Genomic DNA, 19,841 nt, shown 5'->3' with positions numbered 1-19,841 from the left:
TTATCTGTATGCAGTCTTATATACAAGGAAGGAAACAAAGCCGATGATCAAGAAACTGGCGGCAAGGGTCCGCCAATACAAGAGGCAGGCCGTTGCCACGCCCCTGTTTATGGTGGGCGAGGTGGCAATGGAAGCGCTGATTCCGCTGATTATGAGCTGGCTGATCGACCGGGGTATCCAGGGCAACGGCGGCAGCGGCAGCATGGAAAACATCCTGCTGTACGGAGGAGCCCTGCTGGTGACCGCGTTTGTTTCGCTGGTATCCGGCGTGATGAGCGGCCGGATGGCGGCTGTCGCCTCCGCCGGGTTTGCCCGGAACCTGCGGCATGACATGTACTACACCATCCAGGATTACTCCTTTTCCAATATTGACAAATTCAGCACCAGCTCCATCATTACCCGGCTGACGACCGACGTGAGCAATGTGCAGAACAGCTTCCAGATGATCCTGCGCATGGCGGTGCGGGCACCGCTGACGCTGATTTTCTCCATGATCATGGCGATGACGATCAACGCCCGGATTTCCATGGTGTTTGTGTATACCATTCCGGTGCTGGCACTGGGAATCGCTCTGATCATGACGCGGACGCACCCGATTTTCCGCCGGGTGTTCCAGACCTACGACAAGCTGAACAATGTGGTGCAGGAAAACCTCCGCGGCGTGCGCGTGGTGAAGAGCTTCGTGCGCGAAGACTACGAGGTGGAAAAGTTCAACGGGATATCCGGATCCATCTACCGGGATTTCATCAAGGCGGAGAAGAACATCGCGCTGATGTCACCGCTGATGATGGTGTGCATCTACACCTGCACGCTGCTGATTTCCTGGCTGGGCGCGAAGGCAATCATCGCTTCGGGCAACAACCCGGCCGCCGGCATGACCACCGGCCAGCTGATGAGCCTGATTACCTATGTGATCCAGATCCTGTCCAGCCTGATGATGGTATCCATGGTTTTCCTGATGATCACCATGAGCCGGGCCTCCGCACAGCGGATTGTGGAAGTGCTGGACGAGAAGACGGACATTGTTTCCCCGGAGGACGCGGTAACGGAGATCCGGGACGGATCCATCGACTTTGACCATGTGAATTTCAGCTACGCCAGCCGGAGCGAACGGGATACGCTGAGCGATATCGACGTGCACATCCCGTCCGGCGCGGTGGTGGGCATCCTGGGCGGTACCGGCAGCGGCAAGTCCTCGATGGTGCAGCTGATTCCGCGCCTGTATGACGTGAAGGACGGCGCGGTGCGCGTCGGTGGAATTGACACGCGGAAATATGACCTGACTGCGCTGCGGGACAGCGTGGCCATGGTACTGCAGAAGAATGAACTGTTCAGCGGGACGATCAAGGACAACCTGCGCTGGGGCAACGAGAATGCGACGGATGCGGAAATCGAGGAAGCGTGCCGGCTGGCCCAGGCGGATTCCTTTATCCAGGATTTCCCGGACAAGTATGACACCTGGATTGAGCAGGGCGGCACGAACGTGTCCGGCGGACAGAAGCAGCGGCTGTGCATTGCGCGGGCCCTGCTGAAAAAGCCGAAGATCCTGATCCTGGACGACAGCACCAGCGCAGTGGACACCAAGACGGATTCCCTGATCCGCGCGGGCTTCCGCAGCTACATTCCCGACACAACCAAACTGATCATCGCGCAGCGGGTGGCATCCGTGAAGGACGCAGACCTGATCATCGTGCTGGACAACGGCCGGGTGGTTGACGCAGGCACCCATGAGGAACTGCTTGCACGCTGCGAAATCTACCGCGAGGTCCATGATTCCCAGACGAAGGGAGGCGAGGATCATGAGTGAGCAGAAAAGGCGCCCGCAGAGGCAGCCGTCCCAGAACATGGGCGGCGGTCCCCGGGGACCGCGGGCAATGGGTCCCCGCCAGCCGATCAACAAGGAATCCCTGAAGCGCCTGATGGGATACGTGAAGCCGTACTGGCCCCGCCTGCTGGTGGTGATGTGCTGCATCATCCTCAACGCGGTGGCTACCGCCGCAGCGGCTACTTTCCTCGGAACCATCATCGATGACCATATCACCCCGATGCTGGCATCCGGCAGCCAGGATTTCAGCCCCCTGCTTGCGGCAATCCTGAGAATGGCGGCGCTGTACCTGCTGGCCATTGCGGCCGTCTATGTGCAGGCCCGGATTATGGCGGTTGTCAGCCAGAGTGTACTGCGCAAGGTGCGGGATGAAATGTTCGACCATATGCAGACACTGCCGATCCGGTACTTTGACACGCATACCCACGGCGAGGTCATGAGCCATTACACGAACGATACCGATACGCTCCGGCAGATGGTGAGCCAGGTGCTCCCCCAGAGCATTTCATCCATCATCACGCTGGTGGTGGTGCTGATCTCGATGCTGCGCTGCAGCGTGTGGCTGACGATCCTGATCATCATCGGAACGATGGTGATGCTGAAGGTCACGATGAAGATCGGATCCGGAAGCGCCAAGTATTTTGTGAAGCAGCAGACATCGCTGGCTTCCCTGAACGGCTATATTGAGGAAATGGTGAATGGCCAGAAGGTCGTGAAGGTATTCAACCATGAGCCGGAAGCCAAGGAAGAGTTTGATGAGCTGAACGATGAGCTGACCGAAAACGCCACCGAGGCGAATAAGCTGGGCAACATCCTCGGCCCGGTGAACAACAACATGGGCCACCTGCTGTATGTGGTGCTCGCGATCGCGGGCGGCGCGATGGCGATTGCCGGCATGGGCAACCTGAGCCTGGCCGGCATGGGCACCCTGACGCTGGGCAATATCGCGGCGTTCCTGACCCTGAGCCGGAACTTCATGCAGCCGATCAACCAGATGGCACAGCAGATCAACTTCATCGCTATGGCCGTGGCAGGCGCGGGCCGGATCTTCGCCCTGATGGATGAGGCACCGGAAGCGGACGCGGGCTATGTGCATCTGGTGAACGCGCGCGAGGTGGACGGCGAACTGGTTGAGACGGAGGAACACACCGGACTGTGGGCATGGAAGCATCCCCACAGCGCCGACGGCTCCGTGACCTATACCCGGCTGAGCGGCGACGTGGTGATGGAACATGTGGATTTTGCCTATGAACCGGAGAAACCCGTACTGCATGATATTACGCTGTATGCGCGGCCCGGGCAGAAGGTGGCGTTTGTCGGCGCAACCGGCGCGGGCAAGACAACCATCACCAACCTGATCAACCGGTTCTACGACATTGCGGACGGCAAGATCCGCTATGACGGGATCAACATCAACAAGATCTGCAAGAATGACCTGCGGCGGAGCCTGGGTGTGGTGCTGCAGGATGTGAACCTGTTTACCGGCACCGTGATGGACAACATCCGCTACGGCAAGCTGGATGCCACGGACGAGGAGTGCATTGCCGCGGCAAAGCTGGCGAACGCGGATGACTTTATCACCCGCCTTCCGGACGGCTACAACACCGTGCTCAAGGGAGACGGAAGCGGACTGAGCCAGGGACAGCGCCAGCTGATTTCCATCGCCCGGGCGGCCGTGGCGGATCCGCCGGTGATGATCCTGGATGAAGCAACTTCCTCCATCGATACCCGGACAGAAGCGCTCGTGCAGCGCGGCATGGACCGGCTGATGCAGGGACGGACGGTATTTGTGATTGCCCACCGCCTTTCCACCGTACAGAACAGCGACGTGATTATGGTGCTGGACCATGGCCGGATTATCGAGCGGGGCAGCCATGACCAGCTGATTGCCGAGAAGGGGCAGTATTACCAGCTCTATACCGGCGCGTTTGAACTGGAGTAAGCACAGAGGGACCCGGAAAACTGAAAAGAGGGACGAACGTGGGAGCCATTCGGGACAGGCTGTCCGGTGCGGCCCGGCACGGCATCAGGCTGAGCCGGGTGAATATCGTGCTGCTTGCGGTGACCGTGATCGGTTCGATCGGCATAATCATTGCCACGAACCGGCTGAATTCCGCGTACCAGCAGCTGATCGAAGAGACGGGAAAGTACATCAACACCCAGCAGGACGCCGGGATGATTGAGGAGTTTTCCGGCAGCATGCTGAGCGAGAGCCGCAGCTTCCTGCAGACGGGGGACCCCGCCCATGTGATGGCCTTCTACAGCCAGATGGACGTGATCCGCCGGCAGCTTGACGGCAGCGGAGCGGCGGGAGCCCAAGGCACCGCTGCTTCGGACCGGTACCTGGAGGAAGCGGTGGAAGCTTTCCGGACACTGGCGGAGCAGGACGCCTACGCCATGCGCCTGAAGGCGGAAACGCTGCCGGTGAGCCTGGGTTCCTACCCGGCGGAATTTGCCGGAACGGAAATCCGCCCGGAAGACGCTATACTGGACGCGGAACAGAAGCTTGCAAAGGCGCAGGAGATCCTGGACCGGACGGATTACAGCGCAATCCGGAGCCGGCTGTCCGACCGCGTGGATGCCAGCCACCGGGCCGCTTCCGAAACGGTTCAGCAGCAGATGGGCGTGACCACCGCCCGGATACGGCAGGAACTGCTGCTGCTCCGGACATTCGGGGTGATTTTCCTGGTGATCGCGGTGCTGGCGATGCTGTCCAACCTGCTGTTGATTATCCTGCCGATCAACCGGAGCGTGAGCAACCTGGACAACCGGGAAGAGATTCCGGAGCAGGGAAGCTTTGAGATGCGCAACCTTGCCCGGGTTTATAACGAGGTACTGCGGGACAGTACGGAAAAGCAGGAGGAGCTGGAATACTCGGCGACCCATGACGCGCTGACCGGCGTATACAACCGGGCAGCGTTCGACAGGGAGTATGACCGGTGCCGGAATGACCGGATCGGCATTGCAATTGTCGACGTGGACGGCTTCAAGCACTACAACGACGTATACGGCCATGACGTGGGCGACCGTGTGCTTCGCCGCGTGACGGAAACCATCGGGTCCAAATTCCGGAAGGAAGACCATATCAGCCGGATCGGCGGGGACGAATTCGTGATTATCATGAAGAACACCGGAAGTGCCCAGTCCGAGGATATCAAGCTGAAAATTGATGAAATCAACGAGGAACTGGTGAAGGAGCGGCGGAAGGGAATGCCGCCGATCTCCGTGAGCGTCGGCGCCGCGTTCTGGGACCGGGAAAACCCGGGACCGGACATCCTGAAGGACGCGGACAAAGCCCTGCTGCAGATGAAACAGAACGGCAAGCTGGGCTGCCGGATATACGGGGAATAAAAAACGCCGTCGGGGAACCCGAAGGCGGAACAGGAGCAGGCATGGAATATCCGGAGGAAAAGATTTCCGTTTTCGGGCCGGTCAACGTGGATGTGACGACCCGCCCGGTGGATTTCGGAAAGCTGCATACCGGCTCCCTGCCGATGGAGGATATCCGCATTGCGTACGGCGGGGACGCACTGAACGAAGCGGTCGTGCTGCGCAGGCTCGGGGCGCATGTGGAACTGATATCCAGCGTCGGGCAGGATGAAACGGGAGACCGACTGGTTCGTTTCCTGGAAAAGGAAGGCATTTCCGGTGCCGGAATCAACCGCGCGGCGGATGCGCCGACGAGCGTGAACATCGTGCTGGTTGACCCGCAGGGAGAACGGTATTTCCTGACGGATCCGCACGGAAGCATGCGGCGGATCCGCCGGGAGGATTACCTGCCGTTCCTGGCGTCCGCCGGTGATATCATATGTTTTCCGGGAATGTTTGTATCCCGGGAGATGGACATTCCGGCGATGGAAGCGGTTGTCGCGGAAGCGCGGAAGAAGCCGGGAAGGATCCTGTGCGCCGACATGACGAAGGCCAAGAACGGGGAAAAACTGGAGGACCTCCGCGGCATCCTGCCCATGATCGATTATATTTTCCCGAATGAGGCGGAGGCAGAACTGCTGACCGGCGAGGCGGACGCACGGAAAAACGCACGGCTGTTTACGGAGGCCGGCGTGGGATGCGCGGTGATCAAGCGCGGCGCGCGGGGGTGTGTGATTGCCACCCGGGATGAGCTGCTGGAGCTGCCGGCATATCCCGTATCCCGGGCGGTGGATACCACCGGGGCCGGGGACGCGTTTGCCGCCGGTTTTGTGTACGGGCTGAGCCGGAGAATGACGCCGGCAGACTGCGGGCTGTTTGCCTGCGCGGCGGCCTCCTGCATTGTGGAAACTGCGGGGGCAAACCAGGGAATCCGGTCCGCGGATGAACCCATAGCCCGGTACACGGAGCTGAAGAAACAGGTTTGCGGAAAATGACAGTCCGTGATGATATGAAGAAGAGGACGCCGGAAGGCGCCCTCTTTTCTGTGCAGGCAGCGGATCAGATGATTCCGAGGGGGATCAGGAACGCCAGCAGGACGGCCACCAGGGCCCACAGCGTGATCAGCACGGTTTTCCGTTTTTTCGGCTCCAGATCCGGGATATAGTTGCTGGCCAGGAAGAACGGGACATAGGTCGTGATGAAAACCGGAATGACGCCCCACCACGGATAAACCCAGATGAACGAATGGTTGGAGGTGCCGGCCAGGAAGGATTCAAAGAGCGCGAAGAGAAGCGCCATCTCCAGGGCACCGACAAGCCGGCAGCTGACGCCGCCCTTTCCGCCGCGGGCGAAATACCGCTTTGTACGGTCCTGCGGCAGCATCTTGAACGAAATCATACCGGCGACGGAGAACATCATGGAAAGTTCCCAGCAGACGCCGATGAGCAGGATAAACGTGGTGGATTCGTTGGACACCGACCAGAGAGGGTAACCGGCAAAATGGCCGATGACCGCATTGCAGATCTCATACAGCCAGTGAACGGCGTACAGCGCAAGGCCGGCACATACCACTTCGGTGTTCTTTTTGTGGATTTCGGACCAGTAAATGTAGAAAACCACTGCCAGGATAAAAATGAAGGTCCAGTTGAAATTCTCCGTGCTCCGGACCCGGATGGCACTGACCAGGTCTTTTGCCTGCTGAGAACCGTCTCCCCAGAACTGCAGCATATCGGTTCCTCCTTCCGGGACAAAGCCCGGACCCGCCGGTCGTATGAAAATAAAGCGTCTATTGTTCTATTCGCCGCGGATCGCATTTTCCCTCTATCACAGTGAAGCAATAAATCATTGCTTAACCGCATATGTTTGTGATAAAATATCATATCTATACGCATTGTACGAAAGGGGGTGGATGGAAGCATGCTGACTTTACGGGGAATTACAAAGGATTACGCAGCAGGAAACACCCGGGTGGAAGCCCTGCGCGGTATTGATCTGGAATTCGGGGAAAGTGAGTTTGCTGCCATTCTCGGTCCGTCCGGATGCGGGAAGACCACCTTGCTGAATATCATCGGCGGACTGGACCGGTATACGACGGGCGACCTGCTGATCAACGGCCGGAGCACGAAGCAGTTCAGGGAAAAGGACTGGGATGTATACCGGAATCATTCGATCGGATTTGTGTTCCAGAGCTACAACCTGATTCCGCACCAGACGGTTCTGGCCAACGTGGAATTGGCGCTGACGCTAGCCGGCGTGAGCCGGGAGGAACGGCGGAGGCGCGCGACGGAAGTGCTGGAACGGGTCGGACTGGGAGACCAGCTGAAGAAACGCCCCAACGAGATGAGCGGCGGCCAGATGCAGCGGGTGGCAATTGCCCGGGCACTGGTGAACGACCCGGATATCCTGCTGGCGGATGAACCGACCGGCGCGCTGGACAGCGAAACCAGCCTGCAGGTGATGGACATCCTGCGGGAGATCGCCCGGGACAAGCTGGTGATTATGGTCACCCATAACCCGGACCTGGCGGAAAAATACGCGACCCGCACGATCCGGCTGCTGGACGGGAAAGTGATAAGCGATACCGGCGGCGGGAAGACGGACAGTATGGAGAAGCCGGAACCCGGGGAGCGGAAACAGAAAACGTCCATGAGCTTCCGGACAGCACTGGGACTGAGCCTGAACAACCTGCTGACCAAGAAGGGACGGACCCTCCTGACGGCATTTGCCGGATCCATCGGGATTATCGGCATCGCACTGATCATGAGCCTGTCGAACGGGGTGAATAATTATATCGACCGGGTGCAGCGGGATGCGCTGTCCTCGTATCCGATTGAGATTGACCTGCAGACGGTGGACATGTCGGACACGATGGCGTCGCTGATGGATATCCGGAAGGACGCCCGGGAGCATGAAGACGGGAAGGTGTACTCCGGCAGCCGGATGACCCAGCTGATGAGCGCGTGGATGAGCGGGATCGCGACCAATGACCTGAAAAGCCTGAAAGCGTTCATCGATGATCCCGGGAACGGGATCCAGGAGCTGGTATCCGGAATTGAGTACGAGTATGATACCCCGCTGACGATTTACCGGACGGATGATCCGGAACACATCATGCAGGTGAATCCTTCCACGGCGATGAGCGCAACCGGCATGATGGATATGGTGAACGCATCCGCCGCAACGGGATTCCAGGACACGATGATGAACGCGTCCATGCGGCGTATGAACGTATTTGACGCACTGCTGGACAATCCGGAACTGCTGAAGGCCCAGTATGACATTCTGGCAGGCCGGATGCCGGAAAAGATGGATGAAGTGGTGCTGATCGTGAACAGCCGGAATGAGCTGAGCGACTACACGCTGTATTCCCTGGGACTGAAGGACCAGGCGGAACTGCGGGGCCAGTTCAACGAGCTGATGCAGGGAAACGCCATCGAAAGCGAGGAAAAGGAATATACCTATGACGAGCTGATGGCGATGCGGTTCAGGCTGATGGTAAACACGGATTACTTTGAACGTGACGGCAGCGGATGGGCAGACCGGCGGGACGACGCCGGCTACATTGCACGGAAGCTGGAAGAAGCCCTGGAAATCCGGGTGGTCGGGATCATCCGCCCGTCCGGGGACGCGGTGGCGACCTCAGCAACCGGGGCAATCGGATACCGGCCGGAGCTGATGAAATACCTGCTCGCACAGGTCGCGCAGAGCGAGATTGTGCGGGAACAGCAGGAAAAGCCGAACATCGACGTTTTTACGGGAATGCCGTTTGCCGGCGGGATGGATGAAATCCTGGCAATGCTGGATGAAATGGAAACGGATGAGTTCCTGGCAAAGCTGGAAGAAATGGGACTGATCAGCGCGGACACGATTCCGGCCGCCTACCGGAAAATGCTGAACAAGGATATGATCCGCCGGCTGATGGCCCAGAGCGGGGCTGCCGGTGTGGAAGGCTCCGCCGGGAAGAACCTGAAGACGCTGGGCGTCAGCGACGCGGACAGCCCGAGCGCGATCTACATCTACCCGCGGGATTTTGAAGCCAAGGAGCGGGTGACGGAGATCATCGACCGGTACAACGCGGAGGCAGCGGACGAGCAGATAATCCGGTATACGGACTACGTCGGGCTGCTGATGTCGTCCGTAACCACGATTATCAACGCGATCAGCTATGTGCTGATTGCCTTTGTGGCGATCAGCCTGGTGGTATCTTCGATCATGATCGGGATTATCACCTACATCAGCGTGCTGGAGCGGACCAAGGAGATCGGTATCCTGCGGTCTATCGGCGCGTCCCGGAAGGATATCTCCCGGGTATTCAACGCTGAAACGCTGATTATCGGCTTTACGGCCGGGGCAATCGGCATCGGTGTGACACTGCTGCTGGTGCTGCTGGTGAACATCATCCTGCAGGGTGTGACGGGCATTACCGGAATCGCGCAGCTGCCTCCGGCAGGCGCGGTGATCCTGGTGCTGATATCGATGGCGCTGACACTGATCGCCGGGATTATCCCGTCGCGGATCGCGGCAAGGAAGGATCCGGTGGTGGCACTCCGAAGCGAGTGATCCGGGCCGGGAAAAGGAAAGAGCGGCCCGCGGGGCCGGACAGCAGGAAATATCCGAAATACCGGAGAAGTATATAAGGTTGGCAAATACACAGGAGGCGTAGGGTTATGTATCACAAGGTTGCGACAGACATGAACTTTGTAGCCCGGGAAAAGCAGGTTACTGAAATGTGGAAGGAGAAGGACATCGTCCGCAAGTCCTTCCATCACCGGGACGGAAACGAGCATTTTACATTCTTTGACGGTCCGCCGACCGCCAACGGCAAGCCGCATATCGGCCACGTGGAAACCCGGGCCATCAAGGACCTGATCCCGCGGTACCAGACCATGAAGGGAAAGAGCGTTCTGCGCAAGGCCGGATGGGATACCCACGGCCTGCCGGTGGAGCTGGAGGTCGAAAAGGCGCTGGGTCTGGACGGCAAGCCCCAGATCGAGCAGTACGGTATCGAGCCGTTCATCAGCGAATGCAAGAAGAGCGTGTGGAAATACCTGCACGAGTGGGAAAAAATGTCCGACCAGGTTGCCTACTGGGTGGACATGGAGCATCCCTATATCACCTATGAAAACAACTATATCGAGAGCGAGTGGTGGAGCCTGAAGCAGATCCATGAAAAGGGACTGCTGTACCAGGGACACAAGATCGTGCCCTACTGCCCGCGCTGCGGAACCGCCCTGTCCAGCCACGAAGTGGCCCAGGGCTACAAGAACGTGAAGGAAACCTCCGCGTTTGTCCGCTTTGCCGTGAAGGGCGAGGAAAACACCTACCTGCTGGCCTGGACCACCACCCCGTGGACCCTGCCGAGCAACCTGGCGCTGTGCGTAAACCCGCGGGACACCTACGTGAAGTTCACCGCGCCGGACGGAAAGAAATACATCATGGCCAAAGCCCTGACCGAAAAGGTATTCGAGGGACAGGAACTGGCCTTTGAATCCGAGTGCACCGGCACCGATCTGAAGGGGATGGAATACGAACCCCTGTTCCCCTATGCCGGGGATATCAAGGGCGCCTGGATTGTGCTGTGCGATGACTACGTCACCATGGAAGACGGTACCGGCATCGTACATATCGCTCCCGCCTTCGGTGAGGATGACAACCGGGTCTGCCGGGAGAACAACATGCCCTTCGTCAACCTGGTGGATACCCAGGGCAAGTTTGTGGAAGGAACCCCGTGGGCCGGCATGTTTGTGAAGGACGCGGACCCCGTGATCCTGAAAGATCTGAAAGAAAAGGACCTGCTGTTTGCAGCGGTGCCCTTTGCTCATGACTATCCTTTCTGCTGGCGCTGCGACACGCCCCTGCTGTACTACGCCCGTCCCACCTGGTTCATCAAGATGACCGCACTGCGGGACAACCTGGTGCGCAACAACCGGACTGTGAACTGGCTGCCGGACAACATCAAGGACGGCCGGATGGGCAACTTCCTGGAGAACGTGATCGACTGGGGCCTCAGCCGGGAACGCTACTGGGGCACGCCCCTGCCGGTATGGAAGTGCGAGGAAGGCCACATGCACGTAATCGGTTCCATCAGGGAACTGCGGGAAATGGCTGTTACCGATCCCGGCCCGGATATCGAGCTGCACCGTCCCTTCATCGACGCGGTGACCATCCGCTGCCCTGAATGCGGCAGGGAAATGCACCGGGTGAAGGAGGTTATCGACTGCTGGTACGACTCCGGCAGCATGCCCTTCGCGCAGTGGCACTATCCCTTTGAAAACAAGGAGATGTTCGAGAGCAACTTCCCCGCGGATTTCATCTCCGAAGCCATCGACCAGACCCGCGGATGGTTCTACACCCTGGAAGCGATCTCCACCCTGCTGTTTGACCGGGCTCCCTTCCGGAACTGTATCGTCATGGGCCACACGCAGGATGCCGAGGGCCGCAAGATGTCCAAGCACCTGGGGAATGTGGTGAATCCCTTTGACGTGCTGGATAAATTCGGCGCGGACGCGGTGCGCTGGTATTACTACACCACTTCTGCACCGTGGCTGCCCAAGCGTTTCAGCGAGGAGGCCGTGCAGGAAGGACAGCGGAAATTCCTGGCAACGCTGCAGAATACCTACGCCTTCTTTGCCATGTATGCCCAGATCGACGGGTTTGACCCGCTGGCGCATCCGCTGGAAAAGACCGAGCTGACGTTGATGGACCGCTGGATCCTGAGCAAGCTGAATACCCTGATCGCCCGTGTGGACGATGACCTGGCGAACTACCGGATTACGGAAAGCGCCAACAAACTGGAAGAATTCGTGGACGAACTGAGCAACTGGTATGTGCGCCGGGGCCGTGAACGGTTCTGGGGCAAGGGAATGGCCGGCGACAAGGAAGCCGCTTTCGCCACACTGTACCACGTGCTGGTGACCTTCGCGAAGCTGAGCGCGCCGTTTATCCCGTTCCTGTCAGAAGAGATCTACCAGAACCTGGTGGTGAACAACGTGCCCGGCGCACCGGAGAGCGTGCATCTGTGCGATTTCCCGGTGAGCGACAAAGCCGCGGTGAACCCGGATATCGAAGAGCAGATGGACGCCCTGGTGGAAGCCATCCAGCTGGGCCGTGTCTGCCGCAACACCGCGAACCTGAAGGTGCGCCAGCCCGTGCAGAAGCTGTATGTGAAGGGCGCGAAGTTTGAGAAGGCCTACCAGGAGCTGTGCGAGGACGAGCTGAACGTGAAGGAAGTGATCTTCACCGATGACGCACGCGCCTTCACCACCTACCAGCTAAAGCCGCAGATGCGGACGCTTGGACCGAAGTACGGCAAGCTGCTGGGCAAAATCGGCCAGTACCTGGCGCAGATGGACGGCAACGACGCGGTGGACGCCTTCAACCGGGGAGAGGAAGTCTCCTTCATGATCGATGATACCGAAGTGAAGCTGGGCAAGGACGACGTGCTGACCACGCCCATGAACAAGCCCGGCTTCATCGCGGCGGAAGACCGCGGCGTGACCGTGGTGCTGGATACGAACCTGAGCGACGCGCTGATCCGGGAAGGTTATGCCCGTGAGGTCATTTCGAAGGTGCAGACCATGCGCAAGGACACCGGGTTCGAAGTGACGGACCGCATCAGCCTGTACTATGAATGCGACGACGAACTGGCTGCCGCGCTGGAAGAGTACCGGGACATGATCGGACGGACCACCCTGGCCACTTCCATCACACGCGGAAAGGCGCCGGAAGGCGCTGCCGGGCAGCAGTGGGATATCAACGGCAAGAAGGCCGTGCTGGCGGTGCAGAAGGCATAAGCCGCGCGGCAGGACAAGGAAAGGAAAACCATGAAGATCGCACTGATCGGGCAGGACATCCCGATGCTCCTGCCCGCCCTGCTGGCGGACCTGCTGTTTGCCGGAAAGGAAACGGACGCAGACGTCTTTGCAGAGGAAACTAACCCGGCCATGCGCGACGTGCTGCAGGGCTACGGGGAAGCCGTTTTCCGCAAAGCCGGAGCCCGCGGCGGAATCACGGTCAGCGCGGAACGCGGGGAAGTCCTGCGGGATGCGGACTGCGTGATCTACGCCGGGGATCCCCAGGCCGCGAGCCGGTTCTTTATGGACCGGAACGCACTGGGGAGCGATGACGAGGACAATCCGGGACTGACGGACCAGGCGCGGGTCAACGGCGGAATCGAGGGCCTGATGCATGCGCTGCGTGCCGGAAAGGCGGTTATGCGCCTGTGCGATGATATAGATACGTACTGCCCCGGGACGGTTGTGATCAACCTGGGACAGCCCATGGCCCGGACCACCGCGGTATTCCTGAACCGGGGATATCGGTGCTTCGGAATGGGACGGACGCCCATGAAGGGCGCCAACGGCGTGGACACGTACGCGAAAAGGCTGCAGATCACGCCGGAAAACCTGAAGGCGGAAACCGCCGGACTGCCCGGATTCGCATTCCTGACGGAAATCCGGGACGGCGCGGGCGACCTGATGCCGAAACTGAAAAAGGCGGCGGCAAACGGGGAGCTCGGAAGCCTCAGCCGGCGGTGGCTTGGATGGTGGGACGCGGTCCCTGCGGGGGATGTGACGGACCATGCGGAGTTTTTGCCGGCCCAGCCGGACTATATTCCGGATGAGAAACCGGAATTCGGCGAGACCGTGGAACGGCGGAAGGAACGCATCCTGTATATGAACACGGTGCGGGAGCAGGGCGCGGACGCCGGGGAAGGCGCAATGGCGCAGCTGCTGCTTCTTTCCAAGGCGCCGCCCATCCGGCCGATGCGGCTGGCCCTGGCCCTGATCCGGAAGGAGACGGGCGATTATCCGGCTGTGACCCGGAGGAACGGTGGGGAAATGCCGCAGCTGCCGCGGGAAGCGGTGATTGAAACGACCCTGTGCCTGAAGGACGGCGAAGCAGAGGAACGCGGAATCCGGATTCCGGACGCGCTGGCGGAGACAATGGCGGAAATTGACGTCGCCAACCGGCTGGCGGCCCGGGCGGCCATGGGAGATCCGGGCGCGCTGCGGGAGTATGTGGAAAACGATCCGGCGCTCGGCGGACTGGACCGCCTGTACTGCCAGGATGTTGTGGAAGCACTGATCCGACTGAACGAAGATATGCTGGGAGAACCGTGATGTTTTTAGCGGATTCATGGACGGACTATGAGGTGATTGACACCGGCGACGGCGAGAAGCTGGAGCGGTGGGGCAGGGTGATCCTGCGCCGACCGGACCCGCAGACCATCTGGCCGAAGGCCGATGAGCGGCTGTGGAAACAGGCCCAGGCGCATTATCACCGCAGCGACCGCGGCGGCGGGGAATGGGAATTCCTGCAGAAGCTGCCGGAGAGATGGACGGTGCGCCACGGCGACCTGTCCTTCTATGTGCGCCCGACGGGATTCAAGCATACGGGGCTGTTTCCGGAACAGGCGGCAAACTGGGACTGGATGGACGAACGGATCCGGAAGGACGGGCGGAAGGACCTGCGGGTGCTGAACCTGTTCGGCTATACCGGCGCGGCGACGCTGGCCTGCGCGGCCGCAGGCGCGCATGTGACCCATGTGGACGCGGCCAAGGGCATGGTCGGCTGGGCCAAGGAGAACCGGGAGCTGAACCGGCTGCCGGAGACCTCCTTCCGGTGGATCGTGGAGGACGCGCTGCGCTTCGTGCAGCGGGAAATCCGCCGCGGGAACCGCTATGACGGCATCCTGATGGATCCGCCCAGCTACGGGCGGGGACCATCCGGCGAGGTATGGAAGCTTGAGAACGAGCTGTACGGACTGATCGAAACCAGTGCGCAGGCGCTGTCCGAAGAACCGGTATTCTTCCTGATCAACAGCTATACCACCGGCTTCCAGGCCAGCGTGCTGAGCAATATGCTGACGAAGTGCGTGGTGAACCGCTACGGCGGTTATGTGGACAGCCAGGAACTCTGCCTGCCGGTGACGACCGGCGGGGTGCTACCCTGCGGCGCCAGCGGGAGGTGGCAGCGTGCCTGATATCCTGTACGAGGACAACCATGTGCTGGTGGCTGTGAAACCGCCGAACATGCTTTCCCAGGCGGACCATACCCAGGATACGGACATCCTGACGCTGCTGAAGGAATACATCCGGGAGAAATACCACAAGCCCGGAAACGTATATCTCGGACTGGTGCACCGGCTGGACCGCCCGGTGGGCGGGCTGATGGTTTTCGCCCGCACCAGCAAGGCAGCCGGCCGCCTGTCCGCCCAGATGCGCGAGCATGATATGGGCCGGGAATACCTCTGTGTGGCTGTCGGCGAAGCGCCGGACACCTTTACGCTGACTGATTACCTGATCCACGATGAGATCCGGAACCGGGAGGTTGTGTGCGAGGCGGACGAAAAAGGAAGCAAGCTGGCCATCCTGCACGGCCGGTGCATTGACCGGCGGGAGGGAACCAGCCTGGTGGCCATCCGGCTGGAAACGGGGCGGAAGCACCAGATCCGGGCGCAGATGAGCAATGCCGGACTGCCCCTGTGGGGCGACAACCGGTACGGCAGCGGGATGGCCGGGCAGCAGATCGCCCTGTGGGGCTACAAGCTGACCTTTGAGCACCCGGTGAGCCATGAAATCATGACGTTCCATGCCATGCCGGACGGGAGCATCTGGAACCTGTACGCGGACCAGCTGACGATTCCGGAAGATATTGACGAGAAACGGGAACCCGACCAGATCCACATCCAGGAAGAGGTTGTGCAGAAGCTGGAGGAGTTCGATAAATTCCCGCCGGTGAAAACCGACGAACTGCTGTGACGGGGGAAACGCGTGAGCCAGTTATTCAGCTATGAAGTCAAGCACGTATGCAGACAATCCGGCGCCCGGCTGGGCGTGCTGCATACGCCGCACGGGGATATTCCCACGCCGATCTACATGCCGGTAGGCACCAGTGCCTGTGTGAAGGCGATGACGCCGCGGGAGATGGAAGAGATCGGCACGAAGATCCTGCTGAGCAATACCTACCACCTGCACCTGCGGCCGGGCGAGGACCTGATCGGCGAGGCCGGCGGGCTGCACCGTTTTATGGGATGGGACAAGCCCATCCTGACCGACAGCGGCGGATTCCAGGTTTTCTCCCTGGCAGGGATCCGGAAGATCAAAGAGGAAGGCGTTACCTTCCAGAGCCACCTGGACGGGTCCCGGCAGTTTATCGGCCCGGAGGAATCCATGCATATCCAGGAGACGCTGGGATCCGATATCGCGATGGCCTTTGACGTCTGCTCGCCGTATCCGTGCGACTGGGAGACGGCCAAGGTCAACATGGAGCGGACCCACCGGTGGGCGGAACGCTGCAAGGCGTACCATACCCGGGAAGACCAGGCGCTGTTCGGCATCGTGCAGGGCGCGTTCTACAAGGACCTGCGGGTGGAAAGCGCCAAGGCCCTGCGGGATATGGATTTCATCGGATACGGCATCGGCGGGCTGAGTGTCGGCGAGCCGAAGCCTGTGATGTATGAGATGCTGGATGAGATTATGCCTTACATGCCGGAGGAAAAGCCCCGGTACCTGATGGGCGTGGGCACGCCGGACTGCTTTATTGAGGGCGTGATCCGCGGGGTGGACATGTTCGACTGTGTGCTGGCAACCCGAATCGCCCGGAACGGCTCCGTGATGACCAGCCGCGGGCGCGTGGTGGTGAAAAACGGGAAGTACGCGCATGACTTTTCCCCGCTGGATGAGGCGTGTGACTGCTATGCGTGCCGGAATTTCACCCGCGCGTATATCCGCCACCTGTTCAACGCAAAGGAGATTACGGCCGGGCGCCTGGCGTCCATCCACAACCTCCGGTTCCTGATCCACATGATGGAGGAAATCCGGGAGGCAATCGCGGAGGACCGCCTGCTGGACTACCGGAAGGAATTCTACGAGCGGTATGACCTGACGAAGAATTTCTGACGGAACATAACGGAAACTCAGTTGGGGGATACCCCCAACCGGATAAAAAAAGGAGGCAACAAACATGAAAATCCTGTCGGTAATGGATCCTTCCTTCCAGAACTACGGCCAGGTGCTGGGCGGCTATGACGTGAAAGAACTGCTGGCGACCCTGGACAAGGTGACCCCCCTGCCGGACGGCGTGGACTATGTGCCGGAACAGGCGGAGCTGATGGCGCTGCCGGTCGCGGAAGAACTGAAGAACAACGCGTACGGCGGAATGCCCATCCAGATCGGCTGGTGCAACGGCCACAACACGAAGCTGAACTGCCTGGAGTATCACCGGGACAGCGAACTGAACGTCGGCACGAAGGATTTCATTCTGCTGCTGGCCAAGCGCGAAGACCTGGTGAACGGCGAGCTGGACACCGAAAAGGTGGTCGCTTACAAATGCCCGGCCGGCGTGCTGGTGGAAGTGTACGCCACGACCCTGCACTATGCGCCCTGCAGCGCAAAGAAGGGCGACGGCTTCAAGGTGATCGTGGTGCTGCCGAAGGGCACAAACCTGGCCAAGCCGGAAATTGCTGTGAAGAACGATGAGGACAGCATCCTGTGGGCGGCCAACAAGTGGCTGCTGGCCCATGCAGACTCCGCCGAAGCGGCCCAGGGCGCGAAGGTTCTGATCAAGGGTGTGAACACCGACATCGCCGATTTGATTTAATCGGCCAAGTATGTTATAACTAACCCTGATGCTGCGAGGCACAGAGAACAGAAACGGAGGAACCTGCCATGGGAGCTGAGTATGTACTGGTTACCGATTCCGGGTGTGATCTTTCACCGGAAACGCTGAAGGAATGGGACATCGGGCTGATATGCCTGGCGTATCTCTTCACCGACGACGGAGTCGAGAAAAAGGAACATGAGCAGCCGCTGACAGAGTTCTATGCCGGGATGCGGAGCGGCCGGGTCGCCAAGACCAGCGCCGTGAATGAGGACGCGTTCTTCAACCTGTTCACCCCGATCCTGGAAGCCGGGAAGGATATCCTGTACCTGGGCTTTTCCTCCGGGCTGAGCGTGACCTGCGAAAACGGCAAAAAAGTGGCGAATGCCCTGGCGGAAAAATATCCGGAACGGAAGATCCGCGTGGTGGATTCCCTGGCGGCATCCGCCGGGCAGGGCCTGTTTGTCTACCTGGGCAAGCTGAACAAGGACAACGGAATGAGCCTGGACGAGAACGCGGATGCGCTGGAAGCCGACAAGCTGCACATCTGCCACTGGTTCACCGTGGAGGACCTGAAGTACCTGAAGCGGGGCGGACGGATCAGCGCCGCGACAGCCCTGCTGGGTACCGCGCTGAACGTAAAGCCGGTCCTGCATGTGGACAATGAAGGCCACCTGATCAAGATTACCCAGGTGCACGGACGGAAAAAATCCATCCGCACGATGGCAGAGAAACTGGGCGCGACGATCCTGGACGGTTCCCCGATTTTCATCTCCCAGGCGGACTGCATGGAAGACGCGGAAAAGCTGAAGGAGATCCTGAAAGAGGAATACAACAAGGACGTGACGATGATTACCGATATCGGATCGGTGATCGGCGCGCACGCGGGTCCCGGGACGCTGGCCCTGTTCTTCAGAGGCACCGAGAGATGACATTGTGAACGAACCGGAGGCGTGAGCCCCGCGAAGGGAGTATCCCGGAACGGGACCACGCCTTCTTCTTTGCGGTACCGCGGAAGAAAAATAATGCATGTTAATTTTCCGAAGCAGCCGTTTATCCGGTGCAGCGGAGCGGATATAATAAACACGTGATCCGGGGAGGCATGCCGGACACGGCAACACGGAAAAGGAGAGAAAGGCCATGAAGAAAAAAGGACTGATTATTGCGGGTGTTGTGGTGCTCGCACTGGTACTGGTCGGCACACTGTGCACGGCAACGGTACAGACCGGATATACCGGTATTGTGACCACCTTCGGCAAGGTGGAGAACATGACCCTGGAAGCCGGACTGCACCTGAAGAGCCCCTTCCAGCAGATCATCTCGATGGATAACCGGGAGCAGAAGACGACCTTCACAACCGAGGCGTTCTCCAGCGATATCCAGCAGGTGAACATCACCGGCAGCATCAACTACGCTATCAACAAGAGCACGGCCATGAACCTCTTCAAAGAGGTCGGCACGGACTACTTCAACAAGCTGGTTTATCCCCGGATGCTGGAGATTACCAAGGGCGTGTTCAGCAAGTATACCGCGGAGAACCTGGTGGCGAACCGCCAGAAGCTGAGCGAATCGATCCGGGACGGCCTGAGCGAGGAACTTCAGAGCTACGGCATCAACGTGATCAGCCTGAGCATTGAAAATATCGACTTCACCGACGCTTTCACCGACGCGGTTGAGGCGAAGCAAGTCGCGGCGCAGCGGAAACTGCAGGCGGAGATCGAGCAGGCCCAGATGACCATGGAAACGCAGCAGCAGGCGGAACGGCAGCGCATCAACGCGGAAGCGGCGGCCAATGTGGCGAAGATCAATGCGGACGCGGACGCTTACGCGATGAAGGTTCGCAGTGAGGCGGAAGCCGAGGCGAACAAGATGATCGCGGAGAGCCTGACCGAGAACCTGATCCGCGCGAACGAGATCAAGTCCTGGGACGGCAAGCTGCCCGTATACATGGCGGGTGAAGGCGGCACGACCATTCCGGTGCTGCAGTTCGGACAGGAAAACGGCACGGAAGGAACCAACGAATAACAGGACGGAGGAGATTTCC

At 59.7% G+C, this 19,841-nt stretch carries 14 protein-coding genes; 13 read left to right on the top strand and 1 reads right to left on the bottom strand.

Annotated elements, in window-relative coordinates; genetic code table 11:
* The first annotated feature begins 43 nt into the window (after positions 1 to 43).
* From JNO48_03165 to JNO48_03150, 4 genes are read left to right on the top strand one after another with little or no spacing between them, the layout of a single operon-like run.
* Positions 44 to 1,807 (top strand): ABC transporter ATP-binding protein, encoded by a 1,764-nt coding sequence (locus JNO48_03165; protein QTE68925.1) that lies wholly within the window; start codon positions 44 to 46, stop codon positions 1,805 to 1,807.
* On the top strand, positions 1,800 to 3,767 hold the full coding sequence (locus JNO48_03160) for an ABC transporter ATP-binding protein (protein QTE68924.1): 1,968 nt from the start codon (positions 1,800 to 1,802) through the stop codon (positions 3,765 to 3,767). Before JNO48_03165 ends, JNO48_03160 begins: the two co-directional genes overlap by 8 nt.
* Before the next feature lie 38 nt (positions 3,768 to 3,805).
* Positions 3,806 to 5,176, top strand: a complete 1,371-nt coding sequence (locus JNO48_03155) for a GGDEF domain-containing protein (GenBank protein QTE68923.1) — start codon at positions 3,806 to 3,808, stop codon at positions 5,174 to 5,176.
* Between the two features lie 41 nt (positions 5,177 to 5,217).
* Positions 5,218 to 6,189, top strand: a complete 972-nt coding sequence (locus JNO48_03150; protein QTE68922.1) for a carbohydrate kinase family protein — start codon at positions 5,218 to 5,220, stop codon at positions 6,187 to 6,189.
* Between the two features lie 64 nt (positions 6,190 to 6,253).
* On the opposite strand, the gene JNO48_03145 is transcribed toward JNO48_03150, so the two are convergent.
* Positions 6,254 to 6,922 (bottom strand): hypothetical protein, encoded by a 669-nt coding sequence (locus tag JNO48_03145; protein ID QTE68921.1) that lies wholly within the window; start codon positions 6,920 to 6,922, stop codon positions 6,254 to 6,256.
* 189 nt (positions 6,923 to 7,111) lie between these two features.
* On the opposite strand from JNO48_03145, the gene JNO48_03140 reads away from it, so the two are divergent.
* From JNO48_03140 to JNO48_03100, 9 genes are all read left to right on the top strand, one after another.
* Complete coding sequence (locus tag JNO48_03140; protein ID QTE68920.1) at positions 7,112 to 9,754, top strand: ABC transporter ATP-binding protein/permease; 2,643 nt, start codon at positions 7,112 to 7,114, stop codon at positions 9,752 to 9,754.
* A gap of 107 nt (positions 9,755 to 9,861) precedes the next feature.
* Positions 9,862 to 12,987: an isoleucine--tRNA ligase gene (locus JNO48_03135; GenBank protein ID QTE68919.1), complete on the top strand. Its 3,126-nt coding sequence runs from the start codon at positions 9,862 to 9,864 to the stop codon at positions 12,985 to 12,987.
* A gap of 30 nt (positions 12,988 to 13,017) precedes the next feature.
* Positions 13,018 to 14,316: a hypothetical protein gene (locus JNO48_03130; GenBank protein ID QTE68918.1), complete on the top strand. Its 1,299-nt coding sequence runs from the start codon at positions 13,018 to 13,020 to the stop codon at positions 14,314 to 14,316.
* Entirely contained in the window at positions 14,316 to 15,179 is an 864-nt protein-coding gene (locus tag JNO48_03125) for a class I SAM-dependent methyltransferase (protein ID QTE68917.1), read from the top strand. Before JNO48_03130 ends, JNO48_03125 begins: the two co-directional genes overlap by 1 nt.
* Before the next feature lie 49 nt (positions 15,180 to 15,228).
* Complete coding sequence (locus tag JNO48_03120) at positions 15,229 to 15,957, top strand: RNA pseudouridine synthase (GenBank protein ID QTE69666.1); 729 nt, start codon at positions 15,229 to 15,231, stop codon at positions 15,955 to 15,957.
* A 12-nt stretch (positions 15,958 to 15,969) separates the two neighbouring features.
* On the top strand, positions 15,970 to 17,097 hold the full coding sequence (gene tgt, locus JNO48_03115; protein ID QTE68916.1) for a tRNA guanosine(34) transglycosylase Tgt: 1,128 nt from the start codon (positions 15,970 to 15,972) through the stop codon (positions 17,095 to 17,097).
* Between the two features lie 64 nt (positions 17,098 to 17,161).
* Entirely contained in the window at positions 17,162 to 17,797 is a 636-nt protein-coding gene (locus JNO48_03110; protein QTE68915.1) for a DUF4867 family protein, read from the top strand.
* A gap of 68 nt (positions 17,798 to 17,865) precedes the next feature.
* Positions 17,866 to 18,729 (top strand): DegV family protein, encoded by an 864-nt coding sequence (locus JNO48_03105; protein QTE68914.1) that lies wholly within the window; start codon positions 17,866 to 17,868, stop codon positions 18,727 to 18,729.
* A gap of 208 nt (positions 18,730 to 18,937) precedes the next feature.
* On the top strand, positions 18,938 to 19,822 hold the full coding sequence (locus JNO48_03100; GenBank protein QTE68913.1) for an SPFH domain-containing protein: 885 nt from the start codon (positions 18,938 to 18,940) through the stop codon (positions 19,820 to 19,822).
* Positions 19,823 to 19,841 lie beyond the last annotated feature (19 nt).

The organism is Clostridiales bacterium, assembly GCA_017569285.1.
In the GTDB taxonomy this organism is placed as follows: domain Bacteria; phylum Bacillota; class Clostridia; order Christensenellales; family Aristaeellaceae; genus Aristaeella.
Note: the sequence above shows the minus strand (reverse complement) of the source record. Positions and strands in the feature narration are given on the sequence as shown.

What these genes read in the sequence shown, in the direction of transcription:
- JNO48_03165 (QTE68925.1), top strand. Translation starts at nt 44, where the DNA reads ATGATCAAGAAACTGGCGGCAAGGGTCCGCCAATACAAGAGGCAGGCC.
- JNO48_03160 (QTE68924.1), top strand. Translation starts at nt 1,800, where the DNA reads ATGAGTGAGCAGAAAAGGCGCCCGCAGAGGCAGCCGTCCCAGAACATG.
- JNO48_03150 (QTE68922.1), top strand. Translation starts at nt 5,218, where the DNA reads ATGGAATATCCGGAGGAAAAGATTTCCGTTTTCGGGCCGGTCAACGTG.
- JNO48_03145 (QTE68921.1), bottom strand. Translation starts at nt 6,922, where the DNA reads ATGCTGCAGTTCTGGGGAGACGGTTCTCAGCAGGCAAAAGACCTGGTC.
- JNO48_03140 (QTE68920.1), top strand. Translation starts at nt 7,112, where the DNA reads ATGCTGACTTTACGGGGAATTACAAAGGATTACGCAGCAGGAAACACC.
- JNO48_03135 (QTE68919.1), top strand. Translation starts at nt 9,862, where the DNA reads ATGTATCACAAGGTTGCGACAGACATGAACTTTGTAGCCCGGGAAAAG.
- JNO48_03130 (QTE68918.1), top strand. Translation starts at nt 13,018, where the DNA reads ATGAAGATCGCACTGATCGGGCAGGACATCCCGATGCTCCTGCCCGCC.
- JNO48_03125 (QTE68917.1), top strand. Translation starts at nt 14,316, where the DNA reads ATGTTTTTAGCGGATTCATGGACGGACTATGAGGTGATTGACACCGGC.
- JNO48_03120 (QTE69666.1), top strand. Translation starts at nt 15,229, where the DNA reads ATGCTTTCCCAGGCGGACCATACCCAGGATACGGACATCCTGACGCTG.
- JNO48_03110 (QTE68915.1), top strand. Translation starts at nt 17,162, where the DNA reads ATGAAAATCCTGTCGGTAATGGATCCTTCCTTCCAGAACTACGGCCAG.
- JNO48_03105 (QTE68914.1), top strand. Translation starts at nt 17,866, where the DNA reads ATGGGAGCTGAGTATGTACTGGTTACCGATTCCGGGTGTGATCTTTCA.
- JNO48_03100 (QTE68913.1), top strand. Translation starts at nt 18,938, where the DNA reads ATGAAGAAAAAAGGACTGATTATTGCGGGTGTTGTGGTGCTCGCACTG.